Source organism: Mycobacterium sp. MAA66 (assembly GCF_041261665.1).
Lineage (GTDB): Bacteria > Actinomycetota > Actinomycetes > Mycobacteriales > Mycobacteriaceae > Mycobacterium.
The window spans coordinates 714,531-736,212 of sequence record NZ_JBGCCC010000002.1; the positions used below are offsets into that span (position 1 = coordinate 714,531).

A 21,682-nucleotide genomic window follows, 5' to 3' on the forward strand; every position below is an offset into this window, starting at 1 on the left:
TCGGCGGCGACGGAGTTTCCGTCGCCGCCGACTTTCCATTTGGGCGGTATCGCGTCAGCAGTCAGCGGCGGGCGGGTCGAACGTCCACGTCGCGGGACGCGCCACGTCATGAATCTGATGTCGGCTGGTGACCCCAAGCTTGGGAAACGAGCGATACAAGTGGTTCGACACGGTCCGCACCGAGAGATTCAGGATGGCCGCGATCTGCGGATTGGTGTACCCCTCACTGACGAGGTAGACCACGTTGTGTTCCTGTGAACTCAATGCGCCGGTCTGCACCGACGACGAGCGTGGCCGCACACCTGCCGCGCGCAGTTCGCGGGTGCACAGATCCACCCACGGCGCCGCGCCCAGATCCTGCATGACGGTCAGCGCCGCAGCCAGCTGATGCTGGCAATCCCGGCGTCGGCGGTTCCTGCGCAACCATCCGGCATAGCTGATGCGCAGCCGCGCCCGTTCGAACGGCCACCGGTTGCCGGCCGGATCGGACAGTGCCTCGAGATAGCGTGCCCCCGCGGTATCGGGATTGAGCACGGCGTCGGCATGAGCGATCAGCTGGGTCAACCGTGGTGATACCTGTCTGGGCAGATGACTCACGATGCGCGTCAGTTGTTCTCGGGCCTGCCTGATTCGTCCCGTCAACACCGCGGCCTCGGCGTAGTCGGCCAGCGCCAGGTATGACGCGTACGCGTGCAACGGCAACCCGGATTCGTCGAACAGTTCCGACAATTCGGCGTAGGCGGTCGTGTTCTGCTTCTCCGCCAGCGCGGTCGAGCCCGCAACGTGATGCATCCACGCCGTCAGCGCGGGCCGGTTCCGGAAATCGGTCAATCCGGAGGCCGACCGCAGGCGCTCGCGACTGGTGACGGTCTGCCCACGGCGGGCCGCCACCGAGGCGATCACCAGGTCCGCGATCCGCGCGACCACCGGCACGCCGGCGACGGCCGCCGAAGAGCTCATCGCAGTGGCCGTCTCGACGGCCTCATCCCAGCGACCCGAGTCCACAAAAGCCCACGACAGCGCGGTCGACGCCAAGCCGCCAAAGCGGGGCGCCAGTGCTCCGGTACGTGCGCCGCGCAGGCATCTCACCGCGAGGTCGGGTTCGTCGGCCAGCCACGCCGACGCACCGACGGCGGTCAGCCCGACGGGGTCGTCGACGTGAGCCGCCAGCCCAACGATGTCCGGCAACTCCAGATGCGCCAGATGCAGGTCGGTGGTCGTGCGGATCCACATTCGGTCGGCGAGCGCGGACACCTCGATGGATTGTTCGGCGTCCTCCAACTGCCTCAACACGCGCGCCACGCCGCACCGGCCCGCGGCGTCGTCGGCGATGAAAGTGACCGTTGCCGCGACACGAAGCGACTCCCAGGCGACCGCGGGGGCAATGCCGACCGCCATGTCGGCCGCGTCCAGCAGGATGTCCAGAACCGGCTGGTTGTTGGCGTCCCAGCACCTCGCCGATCCCAACTCGGTGTGCGCCCGCACCTGATGTACCAGGTCATCGACACCGTTCAGCGCGCGCCGGCTCATCACCGCGGCCCAGTTCGGATCGCCGGCATTTCGAGCCAGCGGCGCCGCTCGCACCAACCGGCGGGCTTGCTCGCCGACATCGGAGGTCAGCATCGCCGCGCGTTGCATGACCATCGCAGCAGCCACATACCCGTCCCGGCGCAGCACCTCGTCGCAGGTGTCGGCCAACTGTGCGGCCAGCGCATCGTCGGGTCGCAGTGCCGCCTGAGCGCGGTGCCACACCTGCCGGTGCGGCAGCGCCACCAGGGCCTCGGCCAGGCGAAGATGCGCTGCCGAGCGAGCCGCCGACGGCGCCCGGTGGTAAGCCGCCGATCGGATCAACGGGTCCACGAACCGGACCCGGCCCGACTGCACCCGAACGAATCCGGCGACCTCGGCGGGCGCGAGGGTCCGCGCATCGGCCAGCACCGCGGGCATCAGATGCCGCAGATCCCGATCGGAGGCCGCCGCCAGCACCAAGAGTGCGGCCCGGGTCGCGGCGGGCAACTGCGTCAGGCGGCGGCTGTAAGTACCGAGGCTGGACGCCGGCAGCGCCAACGGTTCCGGGGCCGGTCCCACCGCGGTGTCATCGGCCGCGGCAGTCTCGGCGAAGGCAATGATGGCGGCCGGGTTACCCGCAGCCGCCGTCAGGATCTGCTCGCGCCGCAGTCCGCGCGCGGCGAACGGCTGCGCATCGAGCAGGACCGCAGCGTCGTCAGCATCCAACGGCGGCAATTCGATCTCGACGGATCGGCCGTCGCCGCTGAGCAGTTTTGCGGCCGTGGCCGGGATCGCCAACACCACGGTCAGCAACCGACCGGCGCTGCGGCGAGCGGCGAACATCATCGCGTTGCGCGACGGCTCGTCGAGCCACTGTCCGTCGTCGATGCAGACCAGGACCGATTGCCGCTGCTCGACGGCGTCGAGCAGCCCGAGCAGCGCCATTGCCACCCGGACGGTGTCCAGTTGTTCGCCGCTCGGCGACCGCAGCGCCGCATCGATGATGCACTGGTACTGCTCGGCTTCGGCGTCCCACTGCCCGAGTGCGTGGATCAGCTGATGAACACCGGCGAACGGGGTATCGGATTCGCCCGGGGTTCCGACGATCGACAGCACCCGAAGACCAACTGACCGGGCGTGTCGGCAGGCCATCTCGAGCAGTTCGGACTTGCCCGAACCGGCTGCGCCAGACACCACTACCGTGCGCCCGCGGGGGGTATCGCTAATGGCGGCCATCAACCTCGAAAGCTGGTCAGCGCGACCGACGAGTTCGGGTGTCAGCGGAGTGACCGACTGCTGACAGGGCTCAGCCACGCCACCTCCTGTGACCCACATCGCCCCCGAAGCCGAACGTTAGGCAGGTCTCACCAAACTGTCAACTATCCGGTTAGTTAGTGAACAAATCCTGGTTGGCTAAAATCCGCAGATGGCAAATGCGCGCGACTCCGACGCCACTCGCGCGCGCCTGCTCAGTGCGGCGACCGCAGAATTCGCCAGGTACGGCATCGCCGGAGCCCGGGTGGATCGCATCGCCGCCGAGGCCAGCGCAAACAAAGCGCAGATCTATCACTACTTCGGCAGTAAAGATCAACTGTTCGACGCCGTTTGGGCGGACATGCTGCAGCGATTCTTCGCCGACAGCCCGGTGGTCGCCGACAACCTGCCCGGCTATGCCGCCCACCTGATCGACGTCTATGCGCGCCAGCCCGAGGTAGGGCGCCTGATCGCCTGGCACCGACTCGAACGCGGGGACAGTGAGGCACTGGGCTTTCCCGGCGAGACCATGCACCGCCAGATCGCATCCATCGCCGCTGCGCAGGCGGCCGGGACGGTCAGCCGTGAATTGTCCGCCCCGGTGTTGTTCACCTTGGTGCTCACCATCGCATCGATGTGGCACAACCTCAGCCCCACTCTGCTGGCAGTGATCGACATCGACGACCATGCCCACCGCAAGGCAATCGTCTGTGATGCGGTCACGCGCTTGATCGCGACGACCGGCAGCGACGCCCGCGAGTCGACCACCGGGACACGCCGCGCAAATGTGCATCCGCCAAACCCGCTGTCCTAGACTGCCCTTCCAACCAGGGAGGGAGTCGAAGGGTGCGGGCTTACGCAGCGCCGAATTCCGGCACTGCCGGAGTACCCAGCACCCAGGCTTTGCGGGGCTGGCAACGACGGGCTTTGGTGCGCTATTTGGCCGCCAAACCACGCGATTTCCTGGCCGTCGCGACCCCCGGAGCAGGTAAGACCACCTTCGCGCTTCGGATCGCCGGGGAGCTGCTCTCCGAGGGCACCGTGACCCAGGTGGTCGTGGTGGTCCCCACCGAACATCTCAAGATCCAGTGGGCCGAGTCCGCCGCGCGCTCCGGCATCGCGTTGGACCCCAAGTTCTCCAACTCCAGTGGCCACACCTCGAGCGACTACCACGGCATCGTCGTCACGTATGCCCAGGTGGCCAGCCACCCGACCAAGCACCGGGTGCGCACGGAGAACCACAAGACCCTGGTGATCTTCGACGAGATCCACCACGGCGGTGACGCGAAGAGCTGGGGTGAGGCGATCCGTGAGGCCTACGACGACGCAACCCGGCGACTGTGTCTGACCGGAACTCCGTTCCGCAGCGACGACAGCCCGATCCCCTTCGTCAACTACGAGCCTGACGGGGCCGGCCACCAACAGTCCGTCGCCGACCACACCTACGGCTACTCCGACGCACTTGCCGACGGTGTCGTGCGTCCGGTGGTCTTCATGGCCTACTCCGGTGAAGCCCGCTGGCGCGACGGCGCCGGCGAGGAGCACTCGGCGCGTCTGGGTGAGCCGCTGAGCGCCGAGCAAACCGCCCGGGCCTGGCGTACCGCGCTGAACCCCGAGGGCGAATGGATGCCCGCGGTGATCGCGGCCGCCGACAAGCGGCTGGGCCAGCTGCGCCAGCACGTTCCGGACGCCGGCGGGATGATCATCGCCACCGACCAGACCACCGCCCGGGCCTACGCCAAGCTGCTGCACAAGCACACCGGTGAAGAACCGACCGTCGTGCTGTCCGACGACCCGACGGCCTCGGACCGGATCTCGAAGTTCTCCGAGTCCACCAGCCGCTGGCTGGTCGCCGTGCGCATGGTGTCCGAGGGCGTCGACGTGCCACGGTTGGCCGTCGGGGTGTACGCCACCAGCGCGTCGACACCGCTGTTCTTCGCCCAGGCCATCGGGCGGTTCGTGCGGTTGCGCCGGCGCGGCGAGACGGCCAGCATCTTCCTGCCGTCGGTGCCCAACCTGCTGCTGCTGGCCAGCGAACTGGAGAAGCAGCGCGACCACATCCTGGGCAAGCCGCACCGCGAATCCGATGGGCTCGATGACGAGCTGCTCGAACAAGCCGCGAAGAAGCAGGACGAAAAGACCGAGCAGGACAACGGTTACGAGTCCCTGGGCTCGGACGCAGAGCTCGATCAGGTGATCTTCGACGGTGCATCATTCGGCACCGCGACCCCGGCCGGCAGCGACGAGGAGGCTGATTACCTCGGCATCCCGGGGCTGCTGGACCCGACTCAGATGCGTGACCTGCTCAGCCGCCGCCAGGACGAGCAGATGCAGAAGCGCAGCGCCAAGGCCGCGGCCAACCCGGGCGTGCCGGCGCCACCGATGACCACCCACGGTCAGCTGCGCGAGCTGCGCAAGGAGTTGAACCTGCTGGTGTCGGCGTTCCACCACCGCACCGGCAAGCCGCACGGCTGGATTCACAACGAGCTGCGTCGTCGCCATCCCGGCCCTCCGGTGGCCGCCGCCACTCGCGAGCAATTGCAGGACCGGATCGCCGCGATCCGGAACATGCAGCGCGAACTGGCTGGTTAGGCGCCGCGGGTGTGAGGGCTGTGCACGCAAAACCGCCGGATGCCGTGCACACCCATCACAGTCAGCGGTCGAACAGCAGCTTCGGCAGGTCGGCAACCGAATCCACCACGTGATTCGGCTGCATCGCGAATTCGTCTGCGGCCCAACGATCCAACGTGGCCTGGCGGAATTTTCCGGTACGCACCAGCACTCCGGTCATCCCGACCACCTGGGCCGCCAGCACGTCGTTGTTGAGATCGTCACCGACCATGTACATCTCTTCGGGATCCACCCCCAGCCGGCTCGCGGCGGCCAGGAATCCGGCAGGCGCCGGCTTACCGACCGCAGTGCCCTGACGACCGGTCGTCGCCTCCAACCCGGCCAGGTACAAGCCCGTGTCGACCCGCAGTCCGTCGGCAGTGGTCCAGGCGGTACTGCGGTGCATGGCCACCACCGGAACACCTTGGGCCATCCAGTCGTACACCCAGCTCAGGGTGAGGTGGTTGTACTCGGGACCGGCACCACCCAGCAGCACCACATCTGGAGTTTCCGGTTGCGCAGGCCCGGCGAAATCAGCGGCGTACACCAGATCCAGCCCGGGCATGTCGGCACCGATGTCACCGTTGTTGACCAGAAAACACTGGGCCCCCGGATACCGGTCGCGGACGTAGTCGGCGGTCAGCAGCCCGGCGGTGACCACCTCATCGGCGGCGACGTCCATGCCTGCCGCACAAAGCAATTCGGCGATCTGCGCCCGCGTACGAGTGGTGGTGTTGGTCAGAAAGGACCGGGCGATCTGATGGTCGTTCAGGACCCGCAGCGTCTCGGCGGCGCCGGCGATCGGGCGCCATGAGGTCACCAGGACACCATCGATGTCGAAGAGCACCCCGCCGACCGCCATGGTCCAGACCCTAAACCGCTGCCGCTCGCACGCAAGTCAAGCGTCCGCGCTCGGTAGTGTCTTGCCCATGAGCGCCAACTGGACCGCCAGCAACGTGCCCGACCAGACCGGCCGGGTCGCCGTGGTCACCGGAGCCAATACCGGGCTCGGCTATGAGACCGCGCGAATCCTGGCAGGACGCGGCGCCCAGGTGGTGATCGCGGTCCGCGACACCGCCAAGGGCAACGCCGCGGTCGCGCGCATCAAGGCCGCAGACCCGAACGCCGACGTGACCGTGCAGAAGCTGGATCTGGGTTCTCTGGACTCGGTACGGTCCGGCGCCGACGCACTGCGCAGCGCCTACCCCCGGATCGATCTGCTGATCAACAACGCGGGCGTGATGTACCCGCCGAAGCAGACCACCTCCGACGGTTTCGAGCTGCAGTTCGGCACCAATCACCTGGGCGCCTTCGCACTGACCGGGCTGCTGATCGACAACCTGTTGCCGGTCGCGGGGTCGCGGGTGGTGGCGGTGGCCAGCATCGCCCACAACATCCAGGCCGAGATCAATTTCGGCGACCTGCAATGGGAGAGGCGCCGCTACAACCGGGTGGCCTCGTACGGCCAGTCCAAGCTGTCCAATCTGTTGTTCGCCTACGAATTGCAACGTCGTATGGTGGCCGCGGGCGCGAAGACCATCTCCGTCGCGGCCCACCCGGGCGTATCGAATACCGAGCTGATGCGCCACATGCCCGGCTCGGGCCTGCCCGGCTTCAGCCGGCTCGCCGGGCTGGTCACCAACAGCCCACTGGTCGGAGCGCTGGCCACGTTGCGGGCCGCGACCGACCCGGCCGTGCGCGGCGGCCAGTACTACGGCCCGTCCGGGTTCCGCCAGTTGGTGGGCTACCCAGTGCTGGTGGACTCCAGCTCGCAGTCACACGACGCGGGACTGCAACGCCGGTTGTGGGACGTGTCCGAAGAACTCACCGGCGTCACCTTCCCCATCTAGCGTCATGCGCACAGTCGAGGAACATCAGCGGGTCGTCGCCGCACTGATCACGCCGCGCCCACCGATTTTGACGCCGCTCGCCGAGACACTCGGCATGGTGCTGGCCGAAGATATGGTGGCGCCGATCGCACTGCCAGGTTTCGACAACTCCGCCATGGACGGATACGCCGTGCTGGCCGGCGACGTCAGCCGGGCTTCGGCGCAAGCTCCGGTGAAACTGCCAGTCGCCCAAGACATTCCAGCCGGCCGCACCGATGCGCTGAGGCTGCAACCGGGTACGGCACACCGGATCATGACCGGAGCTCCACTACCTTCGGGGGCCACGGCGGTGGTTCCCGTCGAGAACACCGACGGCGGCACCGACGTCGTCGCCATCATGGCGCCGACGGACGAAGGCCGGCATATCCGCCGTGCCGGTGAGGACGTGATCGCCGGTATGACGGTGCTGCCCGCCGGTGAGCTGCTCTCCGCGGCGAGCCTCGGCCTGGCCGCGGCACTTGGTTTGGCCGAGTTGAAAGTCGTTCCCCGGCAACGTGTTCTGGTCATCTCGACCGGATCCGAGCTGGTTGCACCCGGGACCGCACTGCTGCCGGGACAGATCTACGAGTCCAACGCGGTAATGCTGGCCGCGGCGCTGCGCGAAGCCGGCGCCGAGGTGATAACCGCCCCGATGACCTCCGATGACGTGGTGGTTTTCCGCGACACCCTCCGTGCACACGCGGCCGACGTCGATCTGATCATCACCACCGGCGGAGTCAGCGCCGGTGCCTACGAAGTGGTCAAAGACGCGTTGCGCGAGCAGGTCCAGTTCACCAAGGTCGCCATGCAACCCGGCATGCCGCAAGGCGCGGGCAGCGTCGACGGGCTGCCGATCGTCACCTTCCCCGGCAACCCGGTGTCGGCGCTGGTGTCGTTCGAGGTGTTCTTGCGCGGCCCGGTGCGCGCGGCGATGGGACTGAGCGCGAACCGGCCCCGCCACACCGCAATCCTGACCGAGCGGCTGACCTCGCCGGCCGGCCGGCGGCAATTCCGCCGCGGGGTGATCGGCCCCGACGGACAGGTCAGCAGCTACGGCCCGCCCGCATCGCACCACCTGCGCTGGCTGGCCACGGCGAACTGTCTGCTGGAGATCGGCGAAGACGTGATCGAATTGGACGCCGGATCGCCGGTGTCCGTCTGGGACCTGCGTCAGACCCCGCAATCGTAGAATCGAGACCCCATGGCCAGACCCGCGAGACCCCCAGCCGACGCCCCCGAGTCCGACCTGTCCCGTCTGGTCGACCTGGTGCGTTCCACCGTTCCCCCGATCCACCCGGCGGGCATGCCGTTCGTCGGCGGTGCCCTCGCCGTAGCCGCGTTGGGCTCCCGCAGACGCTGGGTCCGTACGGCCGGGCTCACCGCGGCCGGCGCGTGTGCGGCCTTCTTCCGGCACCCGTCGCGGACCCCTCCGAGCCGCCCGGGCGTCGTGGTGGCCCCGGCCGACGGCCAGGTGACCCTGATCGACGAGGCCGTGCCGCCTGCCGAGCTCAACCTGTCCGACCAGCCGTTGCCCCGGATCAGCATCTTCCTGTCGCTGTTCGACGCCCACGTCCAGCGCGCGCCGGTGGCCGGCGAGGTGATGGCGGTCAAATACCGACGGGGCCAATTCCTGTCCGCCGACAAGGAAGAGGCCAGCGAGAACAACGAGCGCAACAGCATCTGGCTGCGCACCGACAGTGGCCATGACGTGGTCGCCACCCAGATCGCCGGCCTGCTGGCCCGGCGCATCGTGTGCAACACCCATCCCGGTGAGAAGCTCGCACTCGGTGAGACCTACGGCCTGATCCGCTTCGGCTCCCGCCTGGACACCTACCTGCCCGCGGGCTCGGTGATCGGCGTCGAGATCGGGCAGCGGGCGATCGGTGGCGAGACCGTGCTGGCCGAATTGCCGACGGGGCAGCCACGATGAAACCGCGGATCAAGACGCCGCAGATGAGTGTGCGGCGGTTGATCCCCAGCGCCATCACCGTCGCGGCGATCTGTCTGGGACTGTCGGCGGTCAAGGCCGCACTGGACAACCAGCCGACTCAGGCGATGGCGCTGCTGGCCGGTTCGGCCATCCTCGACGCGCTGGACGGCCGTGCCGCACGGATGCTCAACGCCACGTCCAAGATGGGCGCGGAGATCGATTCGCTGGCCGACGCGGTCAACTTCGGCGTGGCCCCGGCGTTCATCGTCTACCTCACCCTGCTGCCGCATTCGTCGGCCATCGGGTGGTTGGTGGTGCTGCTGTACGCCGTCTGCATCGTGCTGCGCCTGGCCCGATTCAACGCCATGCTCGACGGCGACCAGCCGGCGTTCGAGAAGAATTACTTCGTCGGCATGCCCGCACCGGCGGGAGCCATCGGGGCAATCGGTCCGCTGGCCGCCAAGATGCGCTTCCCCGGCGAATGGTGGCACACCCAGTCGGCCCAATGGGTGGTCATCGCGTGGATGATCGGCGTCTCGCTGCTGGTGGTCAGCACCATCCCGATGCGGAAGGTGCACACCTTCGCGGTGCCGCCCAACATGGTGGTGCCGCTGCTGGCGCTGCTGGCCATCGGTGTCGCGGCCTCGGTGATGGACGGCTATCTGGTGATCCTGGTGCTGATCGCCGCCTACGTCATCCACATTCCGTTCGCGATCCGCACCAAGGCGTGGCTGCGTGAGCACCCCGAGGTGTGGGACGACCAGCCCAAGCAGCAGCGGCAGGCGCGTCGCGCCATTCGCCGGGCCCACCGCACCCAGCCCCACCGTCGCTCCACCGCCCGGCTCCGCTTGCGCCGACCCGGTCAGCGCCGATGACCGACGGCGTACTGCACAGCGCCGTCGACCCACCGCAGGGGCACCTGCAACTCACTGCCAGGCTGAACACCTCGGCCTCTGCCGCCCGCCGTGGCGTCGTGATGCTGCACCCGGAAGCCATTGCCGCCCTGGGTATCCGCGAGTGGGACGCGGTGTCCCTCACCGGCACCCGCACCACCTGCGCGGTCGTCGGAGTGGCCACCGCGGGCACACCGCCCGGGGTGGCACTGCTTGACGACGTGACGCTGTCCAACGCCGGGGTACGCGCAGACACCGCGGTACTGGTGTCGCCGGTAACGGTGTACGGCGCCCGGTCGGTGACGTTGAGCGGATCCCGATTGGCCAGCGGCTCCGTGCCGCCGGCCACCCTGCGAATGGCCTTGCTGGGCAAGGTGATGACGGTCGGGGACACGGTATCGCTACTTCCCCGCGACCTCGGACCGGGCACCTCGACGTCCGCTGCCACCTCCGCGCTGGCCACCCAGGTCGGTATCACCTGGACCTCCGAACTGCTGACGGTGACCAGCGTGGACCCGGCCGGTCCGGTGAGCGTGCAACCCAACTCGGTGGTGACGTGGGGCGACGGAACCGCCGACCCAACCGTGGCCACGACTTCCAGCGCGCCGAAACCCGCCGCGGCCCCGACGATCTCGATCGACGACCTGCGGGGCATGCAGGCTCAGGTAGCCCGGCTGTCCGAGTGGCTCAAGCTCGCCCTGGACGAACCCAAGCTGCTCGAAACCCTGGGCGCCACAGCAAATCTGGGTGTGCTGGTGTCGGGTCCGGCCGGCGTCGGCAAGGTGACCATGGTGCGCGCGGTGTGCGCGTCGCGGCGCCTGGTCGAGTTGGACGGGCCTGAGATCGGTGCGCTTCGCGCCGAAGATCGCTTGGCCCGGGTGACCGCCGCAGCCGATGCCGTGCGTGACGGCGGCGGCGTCCTGCTGATTTCGGACATCGACGCGTTGTTGCCGACGGTCGCCGAACCCGTTGCGGCACTGATCCTGGCCGAGTTGCGCAAAGTCGTCGCGACCAAGGGCGTGGCCTTCATCGCCACCTCTGCAGTGCCCGATGACATCGACGCCCGGCTGCGCAGTCCCGAACTGTGCGACCGCGAGCTTCCGGTGCCGCTACCCGACGGCGCCACCCGCAGGGCGCTGTTGGAGGTGCTGCTGCGCGAGGTTCCGGTAAAGGATCTTGATCTGACCGAAATCGCGGACCGCACACCCGGTTTCGTTGTTGTCGACCTGGCCGCGGTGGTCCGCGAGGCGGCATTGCGGGCGGCCGCCCGGGCCAGCGCCGAGGGCGACGATCCGGTGCTGACCCAGGATGACCTGGTCGGCGCCCTGTCGGTGATCCGCCCGCTGTCGCGGTCGGCCACCGAGGAAGTCGCGGTCGGGTCGATCACGCTCGACGATGTCGGCGACATGGTGGCCACCAAGCAGGCGCTCACCGAGGCGGTGCTCTGGCCGCTGCAGCATCCCGATACGTTCCAGCGCCTCGGCGTCCAGCCGCCGCGCGGCGTGCTGTTGTACGGACCGCCCGGCTGCGGCAAGACCTTCATCGTGCGCGCGCTGGCCAGTTCCGGACGACTGTCGGTGCACGCAGTCAAAGGTGCCGAGTTGATGGATAAATGGGTCGGCTCCTCGGAGCGTGCGGTACGCGAATTGTTCCAGCGCGCACGCGATTCGGCTCCGTCGCTGGTGTTCCTCGACGAAATGGACGCACTGGCTCCGCGACGCGGACAGAGCTTCGATTCGGGGGTCACCGATCGGGTGGTGGCCGCGCTGCTGACCGAACTGGACGGCATCAACCCGCTGCGCGATGTGGTGGTGGTCGGGGCAACGAACCGTCCGGACCTGATCGATCCGGCGCTGCTCCGGCCGGGCCGACTGGAGAAGCTGGTGTTCGTCGAGCCGCCAGACGCCGATGCCCGTCGCGAAATCCTTTATACCGCGGCCAAATCCATTCCACTCGCCGCCGACGTCGACCTCGGCGCGCTGGCGGCAGACCTGGACGGGTACAGCGCAGCGGACTGCGTGGCACTGCTGCGGGAAGCGGCGCTGACCGCGATGCGCCGGTCGATCGACGCGGCCGATGTCACCGCAGCCGACGTGGTCAAGGCTCGGCAGACGGTGCGCCCATCACTGGATCTGAATCAGGTGAATGCCCTTCGGGACTTCGCCGAAGGGCGCTGAGGTCACAGGATCGCCGATCCGGCCCAACGCCACACGGCCAGGGCGATAATCCGATGCAGACCATCAGCCTCTCCCGATTGTCAGGTGCCCGCATGAAGACCACTCACCGCGCCGTTGTCGTCGCCGTTCTCGGAGCGATCATGTTCGGATCCACCGCCTGCATTGCGTATGCGAGCCCGCCGACGCCGCCGCCCAACCCGGGCGGGCATTACGGGGCCGCCTATCAGGACTTGTTGAATGATCCGGACCTGATGCCGAACATCAACAACTACGACATCAACGGCCGCTACATACTCACCGACATGTTCGGCACCGTCTGTAACAACCCGGGCTATGTCTGCATGTGAGTGCGTGAACACCATCCGACCCGGCGCGGGTCTCACCGTCGACGGCGGGACCAACGCGTAACGCACGCCGAACGACCGCCATCCTCTTGGACCGGGCTTGAGGACTTGTTCGATCGAGACCTCACATCCTGATCTGCCTGAACGTCTACTCGGTATGAGTCACGAACAGGCGCAGGCCGATATGTGTCATCAGACACCCACGCCCACATGGCATTCGGTGATCGTCACCGAAATGGGTGAGCTCACCGTCGTCCGGGACGAGTCAGGGTTGCGCGGCCTGTATTTCCCGCACCATTGGTATCGGCCCGCCCAGGAGACGTTCGGCCCTCGCCGCGATGAGGGGTTCGAGGACACGGCCGAGCAGCTCTGCGCGTATCTGGCCGGTCAGCGCCGCGAGTTCGACATTGCTCTCAGTATCCACGGCGACCCGTTTCAACAGACCGTGTGGCAGTTGATCGCCGAGATCCCTTATGGCGAGACGGTCACCTACGGCGGACTGGCGACGCAGCTCGGGGATGCCGTCGCGGCTCAGCAGGTCGGTGCGGCCGTGGGGCGCAACCCGCTGTGCATCATCGTTCCGTGCCATCGCGTGGTGGGCGCAGGCGGCAAGCTCACCGGCTACGCCGGCGGCATCGCCCGCAAGCGCATGTTGCTCGATCGGGAACGTGACCACGCATGTCGATCCAGCGGGTCACCGTTTCAGGATGCGCTGCTGCCGTTGGTGGTCTGAGCCGATCCGCGGCGCACTACAGCAGCGTTCGGGGATGACGGCAAGTGAGATTTCATCGGTGGTAGCACCTACCATCGGTGATGCCGGTTCGATCGCCAGTAGCGGCGCCACCAATTCACCGATCGGCACCTCACAAAAGTTGGCCACGGAGCGTCTACAGGGTGTGAAAGCCAAACCGCCATTCGAGATCGTGGTTCGCGACCACGGCCCCGCCGTTTTTCGGGTCTGTTGCGCCATCGTCGGCGCACATGACGCGGACGACGCCTGGTCGGAAACCTTCTTGGCGGCGCTGAAGTCCTATCCAGAGCTTCCGGCAGACGCCAATCTGGAAGCCTGGCTGGTCACCATCGCCCATCACAAAGCCATCGACATCACTCGCGCCCGGACGCGCCGGCCTGTTCCCACCGACGTCGTTCCCGAGACACCGGGCCCTCGCGACGCCGGCGACTTCGACGAGCTGACCGCCGCGGTCGATCAACTGCCGCACAAGCAGAAGCACGCCGTGGCCTACCACTATCTGGCAGGCCTGCCCTACGACGAGGTCGCCGGCATTCTCGGCGGCACCGCCGCGGCCGCGCGCCGCGCCGCCAGCGACGGGATCGCCACGCTACGACGCACCTACCTCGGAAACCTCACCGAGGTCCACGCGCCCAGGAAAGGAGACAACCATGAATAACGGCGACGCCATCGCCGGCGACCTGGCGCGGATCATCCAACCCGGTCCCGACAAACTGGCCGAACTGAACGACCGGCTCGCCGCCGCAGCCCAGCGCGACGGACTGCTCGACATCGCGTACCGCACCGTGGACAGCCCGGTCGGCCCGCTGCTGCTGGCGGCCACCGAGCAAGGCCTGGTCCGCGTCGCCTACGCGCGGGAAAACCACGACACCGTCCTGCAACAACTCGCCGACCAGGTGAGCCCGCGCATCCTGCGGGCACCGGCTCGGCTCGACGCCGCGGCCCGCGAACTCGACGAGTACTTCACGCAAGCCCGACGCACCTTCGACCTGCCGCTGGACTGGCGGCTCGCGGCCGGATTCCGCGCCGCGGTGCTGCATCACCTGCCCGAAATCGGCTACGGACAGACCGCAAGCTACGCGGCCGTCGCGGCCCTGGCCGGTAGTCCGAAGGCGGTCCGGGCTGTCGGAACCGCGTGTGCGAAAAATCCACTGCCCGTGGTTGTTCCGTGCCACCGTGTGGTGCGCAGCGATGGCGCGATGGGAGGCTACCTCGGCGGTCCGGAAGCCAAACGGCTGCTGCTCGATATGGAAGCCGCGGCATGAATGTCTGGCAGCACCGCGTGGACACGACCGACTGGAGCCGTGTCCACGCCGAACTCGACGCCAGCGGATGTGCGTTGACCGGGCCACTCCTGACGGCGACGCAGGCCGCGGACATCACCGCGCTGTACCCGGAGGTGTCCCGGTTCCGCTCGACGATCGACATGGCCCGCTACCGGTTCGGTGAGGGCCAGTACCGGTATTTCCGTCAGCCCTACCCGGACGCGGTGACGGCACTGAAGAAGGCGTTCTACCCGCACCTGTTGCCGATCGCCCGGGGTTGGTGGGCGCAGCTCGGACGAGAGGCGCCATGGCCGGACGACTTCGACGACTGGCTGCAGATGTGTCACGCAGCAGGCCAGACCAAAACGACGGCGATTCTGCTGAAATACGGTGCTGGAGACTGGAATGCGCTGCATCGCGACCTCTACGGTGAGCTGATCTTCCCCCTTCAGGTGGTGATCAATCTGAGCGATCCGGACGTCGACTACACCGGCGGTGAATTCCTACTCTACGAACAGCGTGCCCGCGCACAGTCTCGCGGCACCGCAACGGTGATTCCACACGGACACGGACTGGTGTTCACCACCCGCGACCGGCCGACAAAATCGGCGCGGGGCTGGTCGGCTGCACCCGTCCGCCACGGTGTTTCCACCGTCCGCTCCGGGACCAGGTTCACCCTAGGCCTGGTCTTCCACGACGCCGCATGAGTCCGCCCAGGCGCTACACGTTGGTCGGCTCCGACGGCCACCCCCATCCCAGCAGCGTCCCGGGAACCATTGGCGGACATCGCCGTAGCAAGATCTACGGTCGCCTCGATTGCCCGTCGGCGCTCCGAGCGATCGCCGCCGGCGGCTACCTGACCCAGCGGGTGTTCTTCGCCGAGGAACAGACCGCCATCGCAGCGGGATACCGGCCGTGCGCAGTCTGTCTGCCCGAGAACTACCGGCAGTGGAAGGCCCAGCGGTGAACACATATCCGAGGCCGATACCCGACGCGCGCTTACCGGCTCAGCGGGGTGGATCGCCTTGCCACCGAAAGCTGTTGACGTACTTACCCATATCAGCTGCCAGTTCCAGGCTGGCCCCGGTCGGCGGGCCCGATTCGGACCCGAGCTCGCGGTACGGCCCAACCGCAGCGGCGATCAGCGCCAGGTCATCCTTGACCGCCACCATGACCAGGACCCGGGTCCGGGAGGCTCCGACATTCTCACCGTCTGGCCAATCATCAAGGGCCACACCATAACCAGGGTGATAGCCGACCAGCGTATTGGGTATCTCGTAGGCCACCCGCGAGTCCGGATACCAACGCTGGACCAACGCGCTGACCACCTCCTTGGCATCACGCCCATTGGCCGGCTCACCGAACAGCCGCATGACACCGCCGTCTCCGCCAGTGAAATCAGCCGTCACGCCGCGGGCATCGGTGGTCACCGAATAGGCGGTCCCGGGTGCCGGATAGGACACGTCGAACATCCCATCGGGCGCGGTGAAAACGGGGTTGGTCACCACCGCCCGTCCCATCGGCGGAGGCCCACAGTTCGGCGGGCACATGTACCGCTCGGCCGGATGGGTTCGTGCCACAGACAGCCCGATCAACCCGGCGCCGAGCACCGCGACGACCGCGGTCCAGGTGATCGCCAGCCGCCCCGCCGAGATGGTCGCCGCACCCGGGCGGTCACGGCCCGCCATGGCGACCCCGCATTCAGAGCAGAAAGCCATGCTGGGCACGATGTTTCCGCAATAGCTACACGCCACGGAATGTTCCGGGTCGCCATTGCGATCGCCCGAATCCTGGTGCAGCAGTGCCAATTGCAAGCCCAGGCGCAACAGCATCAGCGCGATCACTGCGACCCCGACATGCCAGGCGGCTTTCGCCCATTGGGAGATCGCGGCGGAGTCTTCCCCACCCAGCCAGAGGTGGCCCACCACCGACAGCATCGCGAACAACAGCACGGCCCACCGGACTCGACGGTCACGCGCGCGCCCCTCGAACCACAGTGCGGCGCCGACCATTCCGCCCGCGGCGGCCGCGGCGATAGGCACGGTGATGCCGCGGATACCGGCTTCGATCAATAGGTCCGACAGCGGCTGATCGCGGTCCACCAGACCGGATTCGAGCTGCGCGAACATCCGGACCGCCGTCGTGGTCGCGGCCATGGCGAGCGCACCGCAAGCGCCGATGGCGAAGCCGCGCAACGGCTCTCGTCTGCCCGGACCGAACAGCCGGATAATCACCGCAGGAGCCAATGCCAGCAATACCCCGACTGCCGATACCCCGGCACCTTGGACGCGCAGATGTACTGCAGCCAGGCCATTTTCCAGCGGCACACCGTAGGAGCGGGCCACCACGGCACCGGACAGCAGTGCGAATGCCCCACCGAACCCGATGCCGAGGCCGCCCGCCACGACCAGCCGACCTGGCATTTGCCGGGCATAGTCCACGCCCCGCAAATACAGCACGAACAGCAGCGGAATCCCTACCGCCACAGTGGCGATGAAGGCACCGGGGCGGCGAAACTCGGCAGCCGCGACCAGTACCGCCAACATGACGGCCAGACCGATTCGGAACGACCTCGCATCGCGCGCCGAAAGCTGCGGAAACAACGAGGTTCCAACAGCCGGCAGCAGCACATGCTGGTGTGGCGCCGCGACGTAGCTGCGCAGACGTAACCAGTCCGGACCGTCACCACGTCGGACCGTGCGGTGCGATCCGCAACGGCCACAGAAATTTCCGTCCTGCACCTCCGCTCCGCATACCCGGCAGGTACTCATCGTGATGTCCCCTGCGCCAGCAACAAGCTCCGGGCCAGGTTGTCGACGTCCGGAGTGCCCAGCCCGGTGACCAGGTCATAGCCGGGGCCCGCCATCGCGATGGCATTGCCTCCGACGGTGACGTCACGGAACGCGGGCAACCTGCCCGCCCGCTGCACCCGGTACAGCAGCGGGTTGATATCACCGAGCGGTCGCCCGCCGTTGGCCACCAGATACTGATCGATCACCGCGGCCATGCCAGCCCAGAGCGGCGCGGCCATCGAGGTACCTCCGGCCAGTAGGACATCCCCGCCGAAGACCATCTGGGCCCCGGTGAAGAAATCTGCGACCGCGGCGACGTCCGGGCTGAGCCGTCGGTGCTGATCTCGACCGGGCAGCACGGCCCGCTGCCACTCCGGGCGATCGAACAACGCGGACACCCCGCCCCCGCTGCCGTGTGTCAGCGGCACGTCGAACCACGCCGATTCACCGTGCCAGTCACCGCGTTCGTCGGTGGACAGTGTGGTTCCGCCGACGACGGTCATCTCAGGGATCGAGGCCACCGAGTCCAGCCCGACGTCGTCGACGCTGGGCGGCGCCGACCAGTCCTGGCCGCCTTTGCATTCCAGTCCAGCCAGATCGCCACTGGCATCGAAGGCCGTCGTGCCGTTTTCTTCGGCCTTGGCCAATGCCGACCGGACCGGCGCCAGATCGGCCGCGGTGAGCAGCTTGTCGCAGCCCCAGCCGATCGAAAGGGTCCACACTGCGCCGGGGAACTGCCGGTCGGCGGCTTCCATCATCGCGCCGACCTTCTGATACACGCCGTCGCCGCTGGCCGTGGGTCGGGCGTTGACCAAGACGGTTTGTGCATCTGGCGCGATCGCGTGCGCCATCTCCAGGTCCATCGTCGCCTCACCACTGCGCTGTGACGGCATGTCCCCCACCACGATCGGGGTGAAGCGCGGCAGCTGGTGCATGTCGGCGAACTTGTCGAGATCGGGCTGATCGAATCCGTCGAAAGCGAAAACCACGATGGTGCGGCCCTTGCCGGTGTAGCCCTGAGCCGTCAACGGATCCACGTTATAGGCCCTGCGCAGATGTTCCGGGCTGAGCCCACCGACCGGCACGTCGCGCGGCAGGATCGTCGGCCGCGCCTGGCGAATCGGGATGTACCCGAGGATCCGGCCGAATCCGGCCAATTCCGGGTCCAACGCGACCGGAAGCTCGGGTTGACTGGTCGCGGCGTAGAAGACCTGCCCACGCCGGCCGCGATAGTCACGTACGTCGACGTCCAGTGCGTCGGCCACGGCACGCGCGGTGCCCTCGACGATCGCCCAGCTGTCGCCGGGGCGCCAACGTACCGAAAGGCCTGCGGACCCGGCCCACTCGATCAGCCGATCAGGCCTACTCGCACCAGTGAGTGCAGCGGTGAGCTGCACACGCGGCGCATCAGACGGGCCGAGGTCAGTCGAGGCGGCCAGTAGATGGGCCAGCGGCCCGGACAGCGTCACCCGGCCGGGACCATCAGGCCGTGGACCCGCGGACGAGAAAAGCGTCAGACCGCAGGCTGCGAGCAGCGCACCGACGCGCAATATCGCCCGCCTGCGGTCCATCCGAATGGGGCTAGTACCGAAGAATTAGTGAGGACCGGTGATGACGTTGCCGGGCAACGCCGTCTGCGGGCCGGGTGCCGTCACCGTCGGGGTGAACTTGTTGCCACCCTTGGTGGGTCCGCCCTTCTCAGACGGGGTGACCGCCGGAGCAGATGTCTGCGGTGCCGAGCTGCTTGACGTGGTGGCGGTGGTCGACGTGCTGGTGGTCGGCTCTTCCTTACCGTTCCCACCACAGGCAGACAGCACGCCGGCTGCAACCGCGGCGATCACCGCAGCGCGCGCGACCATCTTGATCCGGGTCGAGTCGGTGCTCATAAGTGGTTTTCTCCTCTGCGGAACGGGACACCGCGAACTCAATCGCGAGTGACAGCAATGTTAATTAAATCGTACGCGAACTGTGCCGCGCCGGGCCGGCGATCTGCAGTCACGGGACTGGCGGGCTGGAAGGGGCAGGAGTTTGCACGCGTCGGCAGAAGTTCACTGAATCGTCCTCGCCGATCTAGATCATCGCCCTAACGTGACAACATTCGGGCTCAGCAAATGGGGCCGGATATTCAATCCGCATATCCAAGGGGGCAAATATGAACAACGAATTGCTGATGCGTCGCGCTGCCGCAGCGGTCGGTTTGGCGGCTGTCGCCGGCGCTGCCGTGGTCGGCTGCTCGCAGGCCAAGGACGCCGCGTCCAGCGCTTCGTCGGCGGTCAGCGCCGGAGCCAGCGCGGCGTCGTCAGCCGCGAACGCCGGAGCCAGCGCCGCATCCTCGGCTGCCAGTGCCGGGGCCAGCGCGGCCACGTCTGCGGCCGGCGCCGCGTCCAGTGCCGCCTCCTCGGTGGTCGCAGGTCCCGCCAGCGCGATCAACGTTCCCGGTGTCGGCGAGGTGAACCTGGACGGCGCCACTTCCGATGCCTACAACAAGGCCGGCGGTCAAGCCGCGCTCGGCCTGCCCACCGGACAGCCGCAGAAAGTCGGCGACGGCACGGTGACCGCGTTCGCGAAGGCGACGATCTACCAGTCGCCCGCGACCGGGGCACACATCGTGCAGGGCGAGATCCTGAAGGAATACACCGGCGACGGCGGCCCCGCCGGCGCGCTGGGCTTCCCCACCGCAGACGAGGTGCAGACCGCCGGCGGACCCGATGCCCCGAAGGGCGGCTGGATCAGCGAGTTCCAGAAGGGCACCATCACCTGGCTGAACCAGGGTGACGGCACCTTCAAGGGCACCATCACCCCCAAGCAGTAGCCACTACTGCTCGGCGAGCACGGCGAGCCGGGCCAACGACGCCTGCAGCCAGTCTGCGGAAGTCTGCCTGGCCCGGTTCAGCCGCTTCTCGTCGGTCAGCGCCGTCCAGTCGTAGGTGTGGGTGACGCGGGTATGGCCGTCGTCGATCGGTTCGAGCTCCCACCGCCACAGATGTCCAGGCTGCGGTTGGCCCGGTTCGGACGGCTTCCACGCGATGAGCCTGCCCTCGTCGAATTCGACGATGTGGTTGTCCCGACTGGACCCCAAGGTCAACCCCATGACGAACACGTCGCCGACCGCGGTGACCCGTTGGCCTTCGGGCGCCTGCGCGAGATTGTCGTTGCCGTCCCACCGCGGCTGCTGGGCCGGATCCGCGATCAACTCGAAGATCTGCCCAGCCGGGGCGGCAATGTCGCGGCTGGCGCTTACCACGCGAACTTCGTTCTCCACGAGTCGATTCAACCCGATCAAGGCAGCCGGCGGTTGAACACCAGCGCCGAGACCACCGCAAGGGTGAGCGCCAGGACACCAAGACGTAGCCACGCAGTGCCGCCCGGCCCACGAATGGTCTCGTAGCCGATCTGCTGCTGCACCGAGTCGAAGCTGCGGTTGAGCTCGTCGACCCGCGCCGCGGTGTACATCTGCCCACCAGACAGTTCGGCAACCTTTTTCATGGTGGTGTCGTCCACCGGTACCGGCACGGTCTGGTTGCCGACTTTCACCGAACCGCCCTTGGTGCCGAAGGTGATCGTCGAGATCGGCACCCCTTGTTCTTTGGAACTGCGGGCCGCGGTGTACGCGCCGTGCGGGCTGTCGTGATTGCTCGGCCGATTCTCGGCGCCATCGGACAGCAGCACGATGCGGGCCGGCGGCTTGACGGTGTTGCCGGCGCTGAGGACCTCGGACAGGGTGCCGACGGCCCGCAGTGCCGCGAAGATCGCATCACCGGTGGCAGTGCCGTCGTCGACCTTCAAGTTGTCCAGCGCCGTGAGCGTGGCCTGATGGTCCGGCGTCGGCGACACCAGCAGGTTGGTGTTCCCGGAGAACGAGACCAGACCCAGATTCACCCCGGGAGTCAACTGCTTGGTGAACTGCTTTGCCGCCTCCCTGGCAGCGGCCAGCCGCTTCGGCGGCACGTCGTCGGCCTCCATCGACCGAGACACGTCGATGACGAGCATGATCACCGCACGGTTGCGTGGCGTCTTGATCTCGTGGGTGGGCGCAGCCAGCGCCACCGACAACAGCAGCAGCCCCACTACCGAGAACACCATCGGCAGATGCCGCCACCGGGACGGTCCCCGTGGCACCACAGCCGGACGCGGGTGGTCACCGGCGTATCGGTGCAGCCGGCTGGCCCGGCGCCGCTGGGCCATTACATACGCGGCGACCAACGCCAGCGGAAGCAATGCCGTCAACAACATCCACGGGTAGGCGAACCCGGACAATGACACCGATCCGATTCCGGGCAGATTCATCG

Annotated in this window: 21 protein-coding genes; 14 read left to right on the top strand and 7 right to left on the bottom strand. The window is 67.6% G+C overall.

Annotation, left to right across the window (positions count from 1 at the left end):
• Nucleotides 1–54 precede the first annotated feature (54 nt).
• A complete protein-coding gene (locus ABIA30_RS09985; RefSeq protein ID WP_370064628.1) occupies nt 55–2,823 on the bottom strand; it encodes an AAA family ATPase in 2,769 nt (922 codons plus the stop codon).
• A 112-nt stretch (nt 2,824–2,935) separates the two neighbouring features.
• Here ABIA30_RS09985 and ABIA30_RS09990 point away from each other — a divergent pair, with 112 nt between their 5' ends.
• On the top strand, nt 2,936–3,577 hold the full coding sequence (locus ABIA30_RS09990) for a TetR family transcriptional regulator (RefSeq protein WP_370064630.1): 642 nt from the start codon (nt 2,936–2,938) through the stop codon (nt 3,575–3,577).
• 32 nt (nt 3,578–3,609) lie between these two features.
• Nucleotides 3,610–5,355 (top strand): DEAD/DEAH box helicase, encoded by a 1,746-nt coding sequence (locus ABIA30_RS09995; RefSeq protein ID WP_370064632.1) that lies wholly within the window; start codon nt 3,610–3,612, stop codon nt 5,353–5,355.
• Between the two features lie 61 nt (nt 5,356–5,416).
• On the opposite strand, the gene ABIA30_RS10000 is transcribed toward ABIA30_RS09995, so the two are convergent.
• The gene (locus tag ABIA30_RS10000; RefSeq protein ID WP_370064634.1) at nt 5,417–6,235 is read right to left on the bottom strand and encodes an HAD-IIA family hydrolase; all 819 of its coding nucleotides are present in this window, start codon (nt 6,233–6,235) and stop codon (nt 5,417–5,419) included.
• A 67-nt stretch (nt 6,236–6,302) separates the two neighbouring features.
• On the opposite strand from ABIA30_RS10000, the gene ABIA30_RS10005 reads away from it, so the two are divergent.
• The 11 genes from ABIA30_RS10005 to ABIA30_RS10055 all read left to right on the top strand — a co-directional run bounded on the left by ABIA30_RS10005 (nt 6,303) and on the right by ABIA30_RS10055 (nt 15,568).
• A complete protein-coding gene (locus tag ABIA30_RS10005) occupies nt 6,303–7,223 on the top strand; it encodes an SDR family NAD(P)-dependent oxidoreductase (RefSeq protein WP_370064636.1) in 921 nt (306 codons plus the stop codon).
• Between the two features lie 4 nt (nt 7,224–7,227).
• Entirely contained in the window at nt 7,228–8,430 is a 1,203-nt protein-coding gene (gene glp, locus ABIA30_RS10010; RefSeq protein WP_370064638.1) for a gephyrin-like molybdotransferase Glp, read from the top strand.
• Nucleotides 8,431–8,442: 12 nt separating this feature from the next.
• Entirely contained in the window at nt 8,443–9,171 is a 729-nt protein-coding gene (locus tag ABIA30_RS10015; protein ID WP_370064640.1) for a phosphatidylserine decarboxylase, read from the top strand.
• On the top strand, nt 9,168–10,046 hold the full coding sequence (gene pssA, locus ABIA30_RS10020) for a CDP-diacylglycerol--serine O-phosphatidyltransferase (RefSeq protein WP_370064642.1): 879 nt from the start codon (nt 9,168–9,170) through the stop codon (nt 10,044–10,046). The genes ABIA30_RS10015 and pssA overlap by 4 nt, the downstream gene beginning before the upstream one ends.
• On the top strand, nt 10,043–12,241 hold the full coding sequence (locus ABIA30_RS10025; protein ID WP_370064644.1) for an AAA family ATPase: 2,199 nt from the start codon (nt 10,043–10,045) through the stop codon (nt 12,239–12,241). The genes pssA and ABIA30_RS10025 overlap by 4 nt, the downstream gene beginning before the upstream one ends.
• Before the next feature lie 53 nt (nt 12,242–12,294).
• Nucleotides 12,295–12,588: a hypothetical protein gene (locus ABIA30_RS10030; RefSeq protein WP_370064645.1), complete on the top strand. Its 294-nt coding sequence runs from the start codon at nt 12,295–12,297 to the stop codon at nt 12,586–12,588.
• A 154-nt stretch (nt 12,589–12,742) separates the two neighbouring features.
• Nucleotides 12,743–13,318 (top strand): methylated-DNA--[protein]-cysteine S-methyltransferase, encoded by a 576-nt coding sequence (locus tag ABIA30_RS10035; protein WP_370064647.1) that lies wholly within the window; start codon nt 12,743–12,745, stop codon nt 13,316–13,318.
• Between the two features lie 163 nt (nt 13,319–13,481).
• Nucleotides 13,482–13,994 carry an RNA polymerase sigma factor gene (locus ABIA30_RS10040; RefSeq protein WP_370065495.1) on the top strand — a complete coding sequence of 171 codons (513 nt, stop codon included), beginning with the start codon at nt 13,482–13,484 and terminating at the stop codon, nt 13,992–13,994.
• A complete protein-coding gene (locus ABIA30_RS10045) occupies nt 13,987–14,601 on the top strand; it encodes a methylated-DNA--[protein]-cysteine S-methyltransferase (RefSeq protein WP_370064649.1) in 615 nt (204 codons plus the stop codon). The genes ABIA30_RS10040 and ABIA30_RS10045 overlap by 8 nt, the downstream gene beginning before the upstream one ends.
• Complete coding sequence (locus ABIA30_RS10050) at nt 14,598–15,308, top strand: 2OG-Fe(II) oxygenase (protein ID WP_370064651.1); 711 nt, start codon at nt 14,598–14,600, stop codon at nt 15,306–15,308. The genes ABIA30_RS10045 and ABIA30_RS10050 overlap by 4 nt, the downstream gene beginning before the upstream one ends.
• On the top strand, nt 15,305–15,568 hold the full coding sequence (locus tag ABIA30_RS10055) for an Ada metal-binding domain-containing protein (protein ID WP_370064653.1): 264 nt from the start codon (nt 15,305–15,307) through the stop codon (nt 15,566–15,568). The genes ABIA30_RS10050 and ABIA30_RS10055 overlap by 4 nt, the downstream gene beginning before the upstream one ends.
• 40 nt (nt 15,569–15,608) lie before the next feature.
• On the opposite strand, the gene ABIA30_RS10060 is transcribed toward ABIA30_RS10055, so the two are convergent.
• Genes ABIA30_RS10060 through ABIA30_RS10070 form a run of 3 tightly spaced genes read right to left on the bottom strand, consistent with a single transcriptional unit; the run spans nt 15,609 to nt 19,279 of the window.
• Nucleotides 15,609–17,342, bottom strand: coding sequence for a zinc ribbon domain-containing protein (locus tag ABIA30_RS10060; RefSeq protein WP_370064654.1), 1,734 nt, complete (start codon nt 17,340–17,342; stop codon nt 15,609–15,611).
• Between the two features lie 26 nt (nt 17,343–17,368).
• The gene (locus tag ABIA30_RS10065; RefSeq protein ID WP_370064655.1) at nt 17,369–18,964 is read right to left on the bottom strand and encodes a peptidase S53; all 1,596 of its coding nucleotides are present in this window, start codon (nt 18,962–18,964) and stop codon (nt 17,369–17,371) included.
• 24 nt (nt 18,965–18,988) lie between these two features.
• Nucleotides 18,989–19,279, bottom strand: coding sequence for a hypothetical protein (locus tag ABIA30_RS10070; protein ID WP_370064656.1), 291 nt, complete (start codon nt 19,277–19,279; stop codon nt 18,989–18,991).
• A 266-nt stretch (nt 19,280–19,545) separates the two neighbouring features.
• Here ABIA30_RS10070 and ABIA30_RS10075 point away from each other — a divergent pair, with 266 nt between their 5' ends.
• The gene (locus ABIA30_RS10075) at nt 19,546–20,205 is read left to right on the top strand and encodes an LGFP repeat-containing protein (protein ID WP_370064658.1); all 660 of its coding nucleotides are present in this window, start codon (nt 19,546–19,548) and stop codon (nt 20,203–20,205) included.
• 3 nt (nt 20,206–20,208) lie between these two features.
• Here ABIA30_RS10075 and ABIA30_RS10080 read toward each other — a convergent pair whose 3' ends face one another.
• Both ABIA30_RS10080 and ABIA30_RS10085 read right to left on the bottom strand, forming a co-directional pair.
• Complete coding sequence (locus ABIA30_RS10080; protein ID WP_370064660.1) at nt 20,209–20,655, bottom strand: SRPBCC family protein; 447 nt, start codon at nt 20,653–20,655, stop codon at nt 20,209–20,211.
• Between the two features lie 17 nt (nt 20,656–20,672).
• Nucleotides 20,673–21,680, bottom strand: coding sequence for a VWA domain-containing protein (locus ABIA30_RS10085; protein WP_370064662.1), 1,008 nt, complete (start codon nt 21,678–21,680; stop codon nt 20,673–20,675).
• Nucleotides 21,681–21,682 lie beyond the last annotated feature (2 nt).

Coding starts and splice junctions, on each gene's coding strand:
- glp (WP_370064638.1), top strand. CDS start 7,228: ATGCGCACAGTCGAGGAACATCAGCGGGTCGTCGCCGCACTGATCACG.
- ABIA30_RS09990 (WP_370064630.1), top strand. CDS start 2,936: ATGGCAAATGCGCGCGACTCCGACGCCACTCGCGCGCGCCTGCTCAGT.
- ABIA30_RS10035 (WP_370064647.1), top strand. CDS start 12,743: ATGAGTCACGAACAGGCGCAGGCCGATATGTGTCATCAGACACCCACG.
- ABIA30_RS10070 (WP_370064656.1), bottom strand. CDS start 19,279: ATGAGCACCGACTCGACCCGGATCAAGATGGTCGCGCGCGCTGCGGTG.
- pssA (WP_370064642.1), top strand. CDS start 9,168: ATGAAACCGCGGATCAAGACGCCGCAGATGAGTGTGCGGCGGTTGATC.
- ABIA30_RS10075 (WP_370064658.1), top strand. CDS start 19,546: ATGAACAACGAATTGCTGATGCGTCGCGCTGCCGCAGCGGTCGGTTTG.
- ABIA30_RS10045 (WP_370064649.1), top strand. CDS start 13,987: ATGAATAACGGCGACGCCATCGCCGGCGACCTGGCGCGGATCATCCAA.
- ABIA30_RS10015 (WP_370064640.1), top strand. CDS start 8,443: ATGGCCAGACCCGCGAGACCCCCAGCCGACGCCCCCGAGTCCGACCTG.
- ABIA30_RS10000 (WP_370064634.1), bottom strand. CDS start 6,235: ATGGCGGTCGGCGGGGTGCTCTTCGACATCGATGGTGTCCTGGTGACC.
- ABIA30_RS10005 (WP_370064636.1), top strand. CDS start 6,303: ATGAGCGCCAACTGGACCGCCAGCAACGTGCCCGACCAGACCGGCCGG.
- ABIA30_RS10065 (WP_370064655.1), bottom strand. CDS start 18,964: ATGGACCGCAGGCGGGCGATATTGCGCGTCGGTGCGCTGCTCGCAGCC.
- ABIA30_RS10030 (WP_370064645.1), top strand. CDS start 12,295: ATGCAGACCATCAGCCTCTCCCGATTGTCAGGTGCCCGCATGAAGACC.
- ABIA30_RS10055 (WP_370064653.1), top strand. CDS start 15,305: ATGAGTCCGCCCAGGCGCTACACGTTGGTCGGCTCCGACGGCCACCCC.
- ABIA30_RS10025 (WP_370064644.1), top strand. CDS start 10,043: ATGACCGACGGCGTACTGCACAGCGCCGTCGACCCACCGCAGGGGCAC.
- ABIA30_RS10050 (WP_370064651.1), top strand. CDS start 14,598: ATGAATGTCTGGCAGCACCGCGTGGACACGACCGACTGGAGCCGTGTC.
- ABIA30_RS10085 (WP_370064662.1), bottom strand. CDS start 21,680: ATGAATCTGCCCGGAATCGGATCGGTGTCATTGTCCGGGTTCGCCTAC.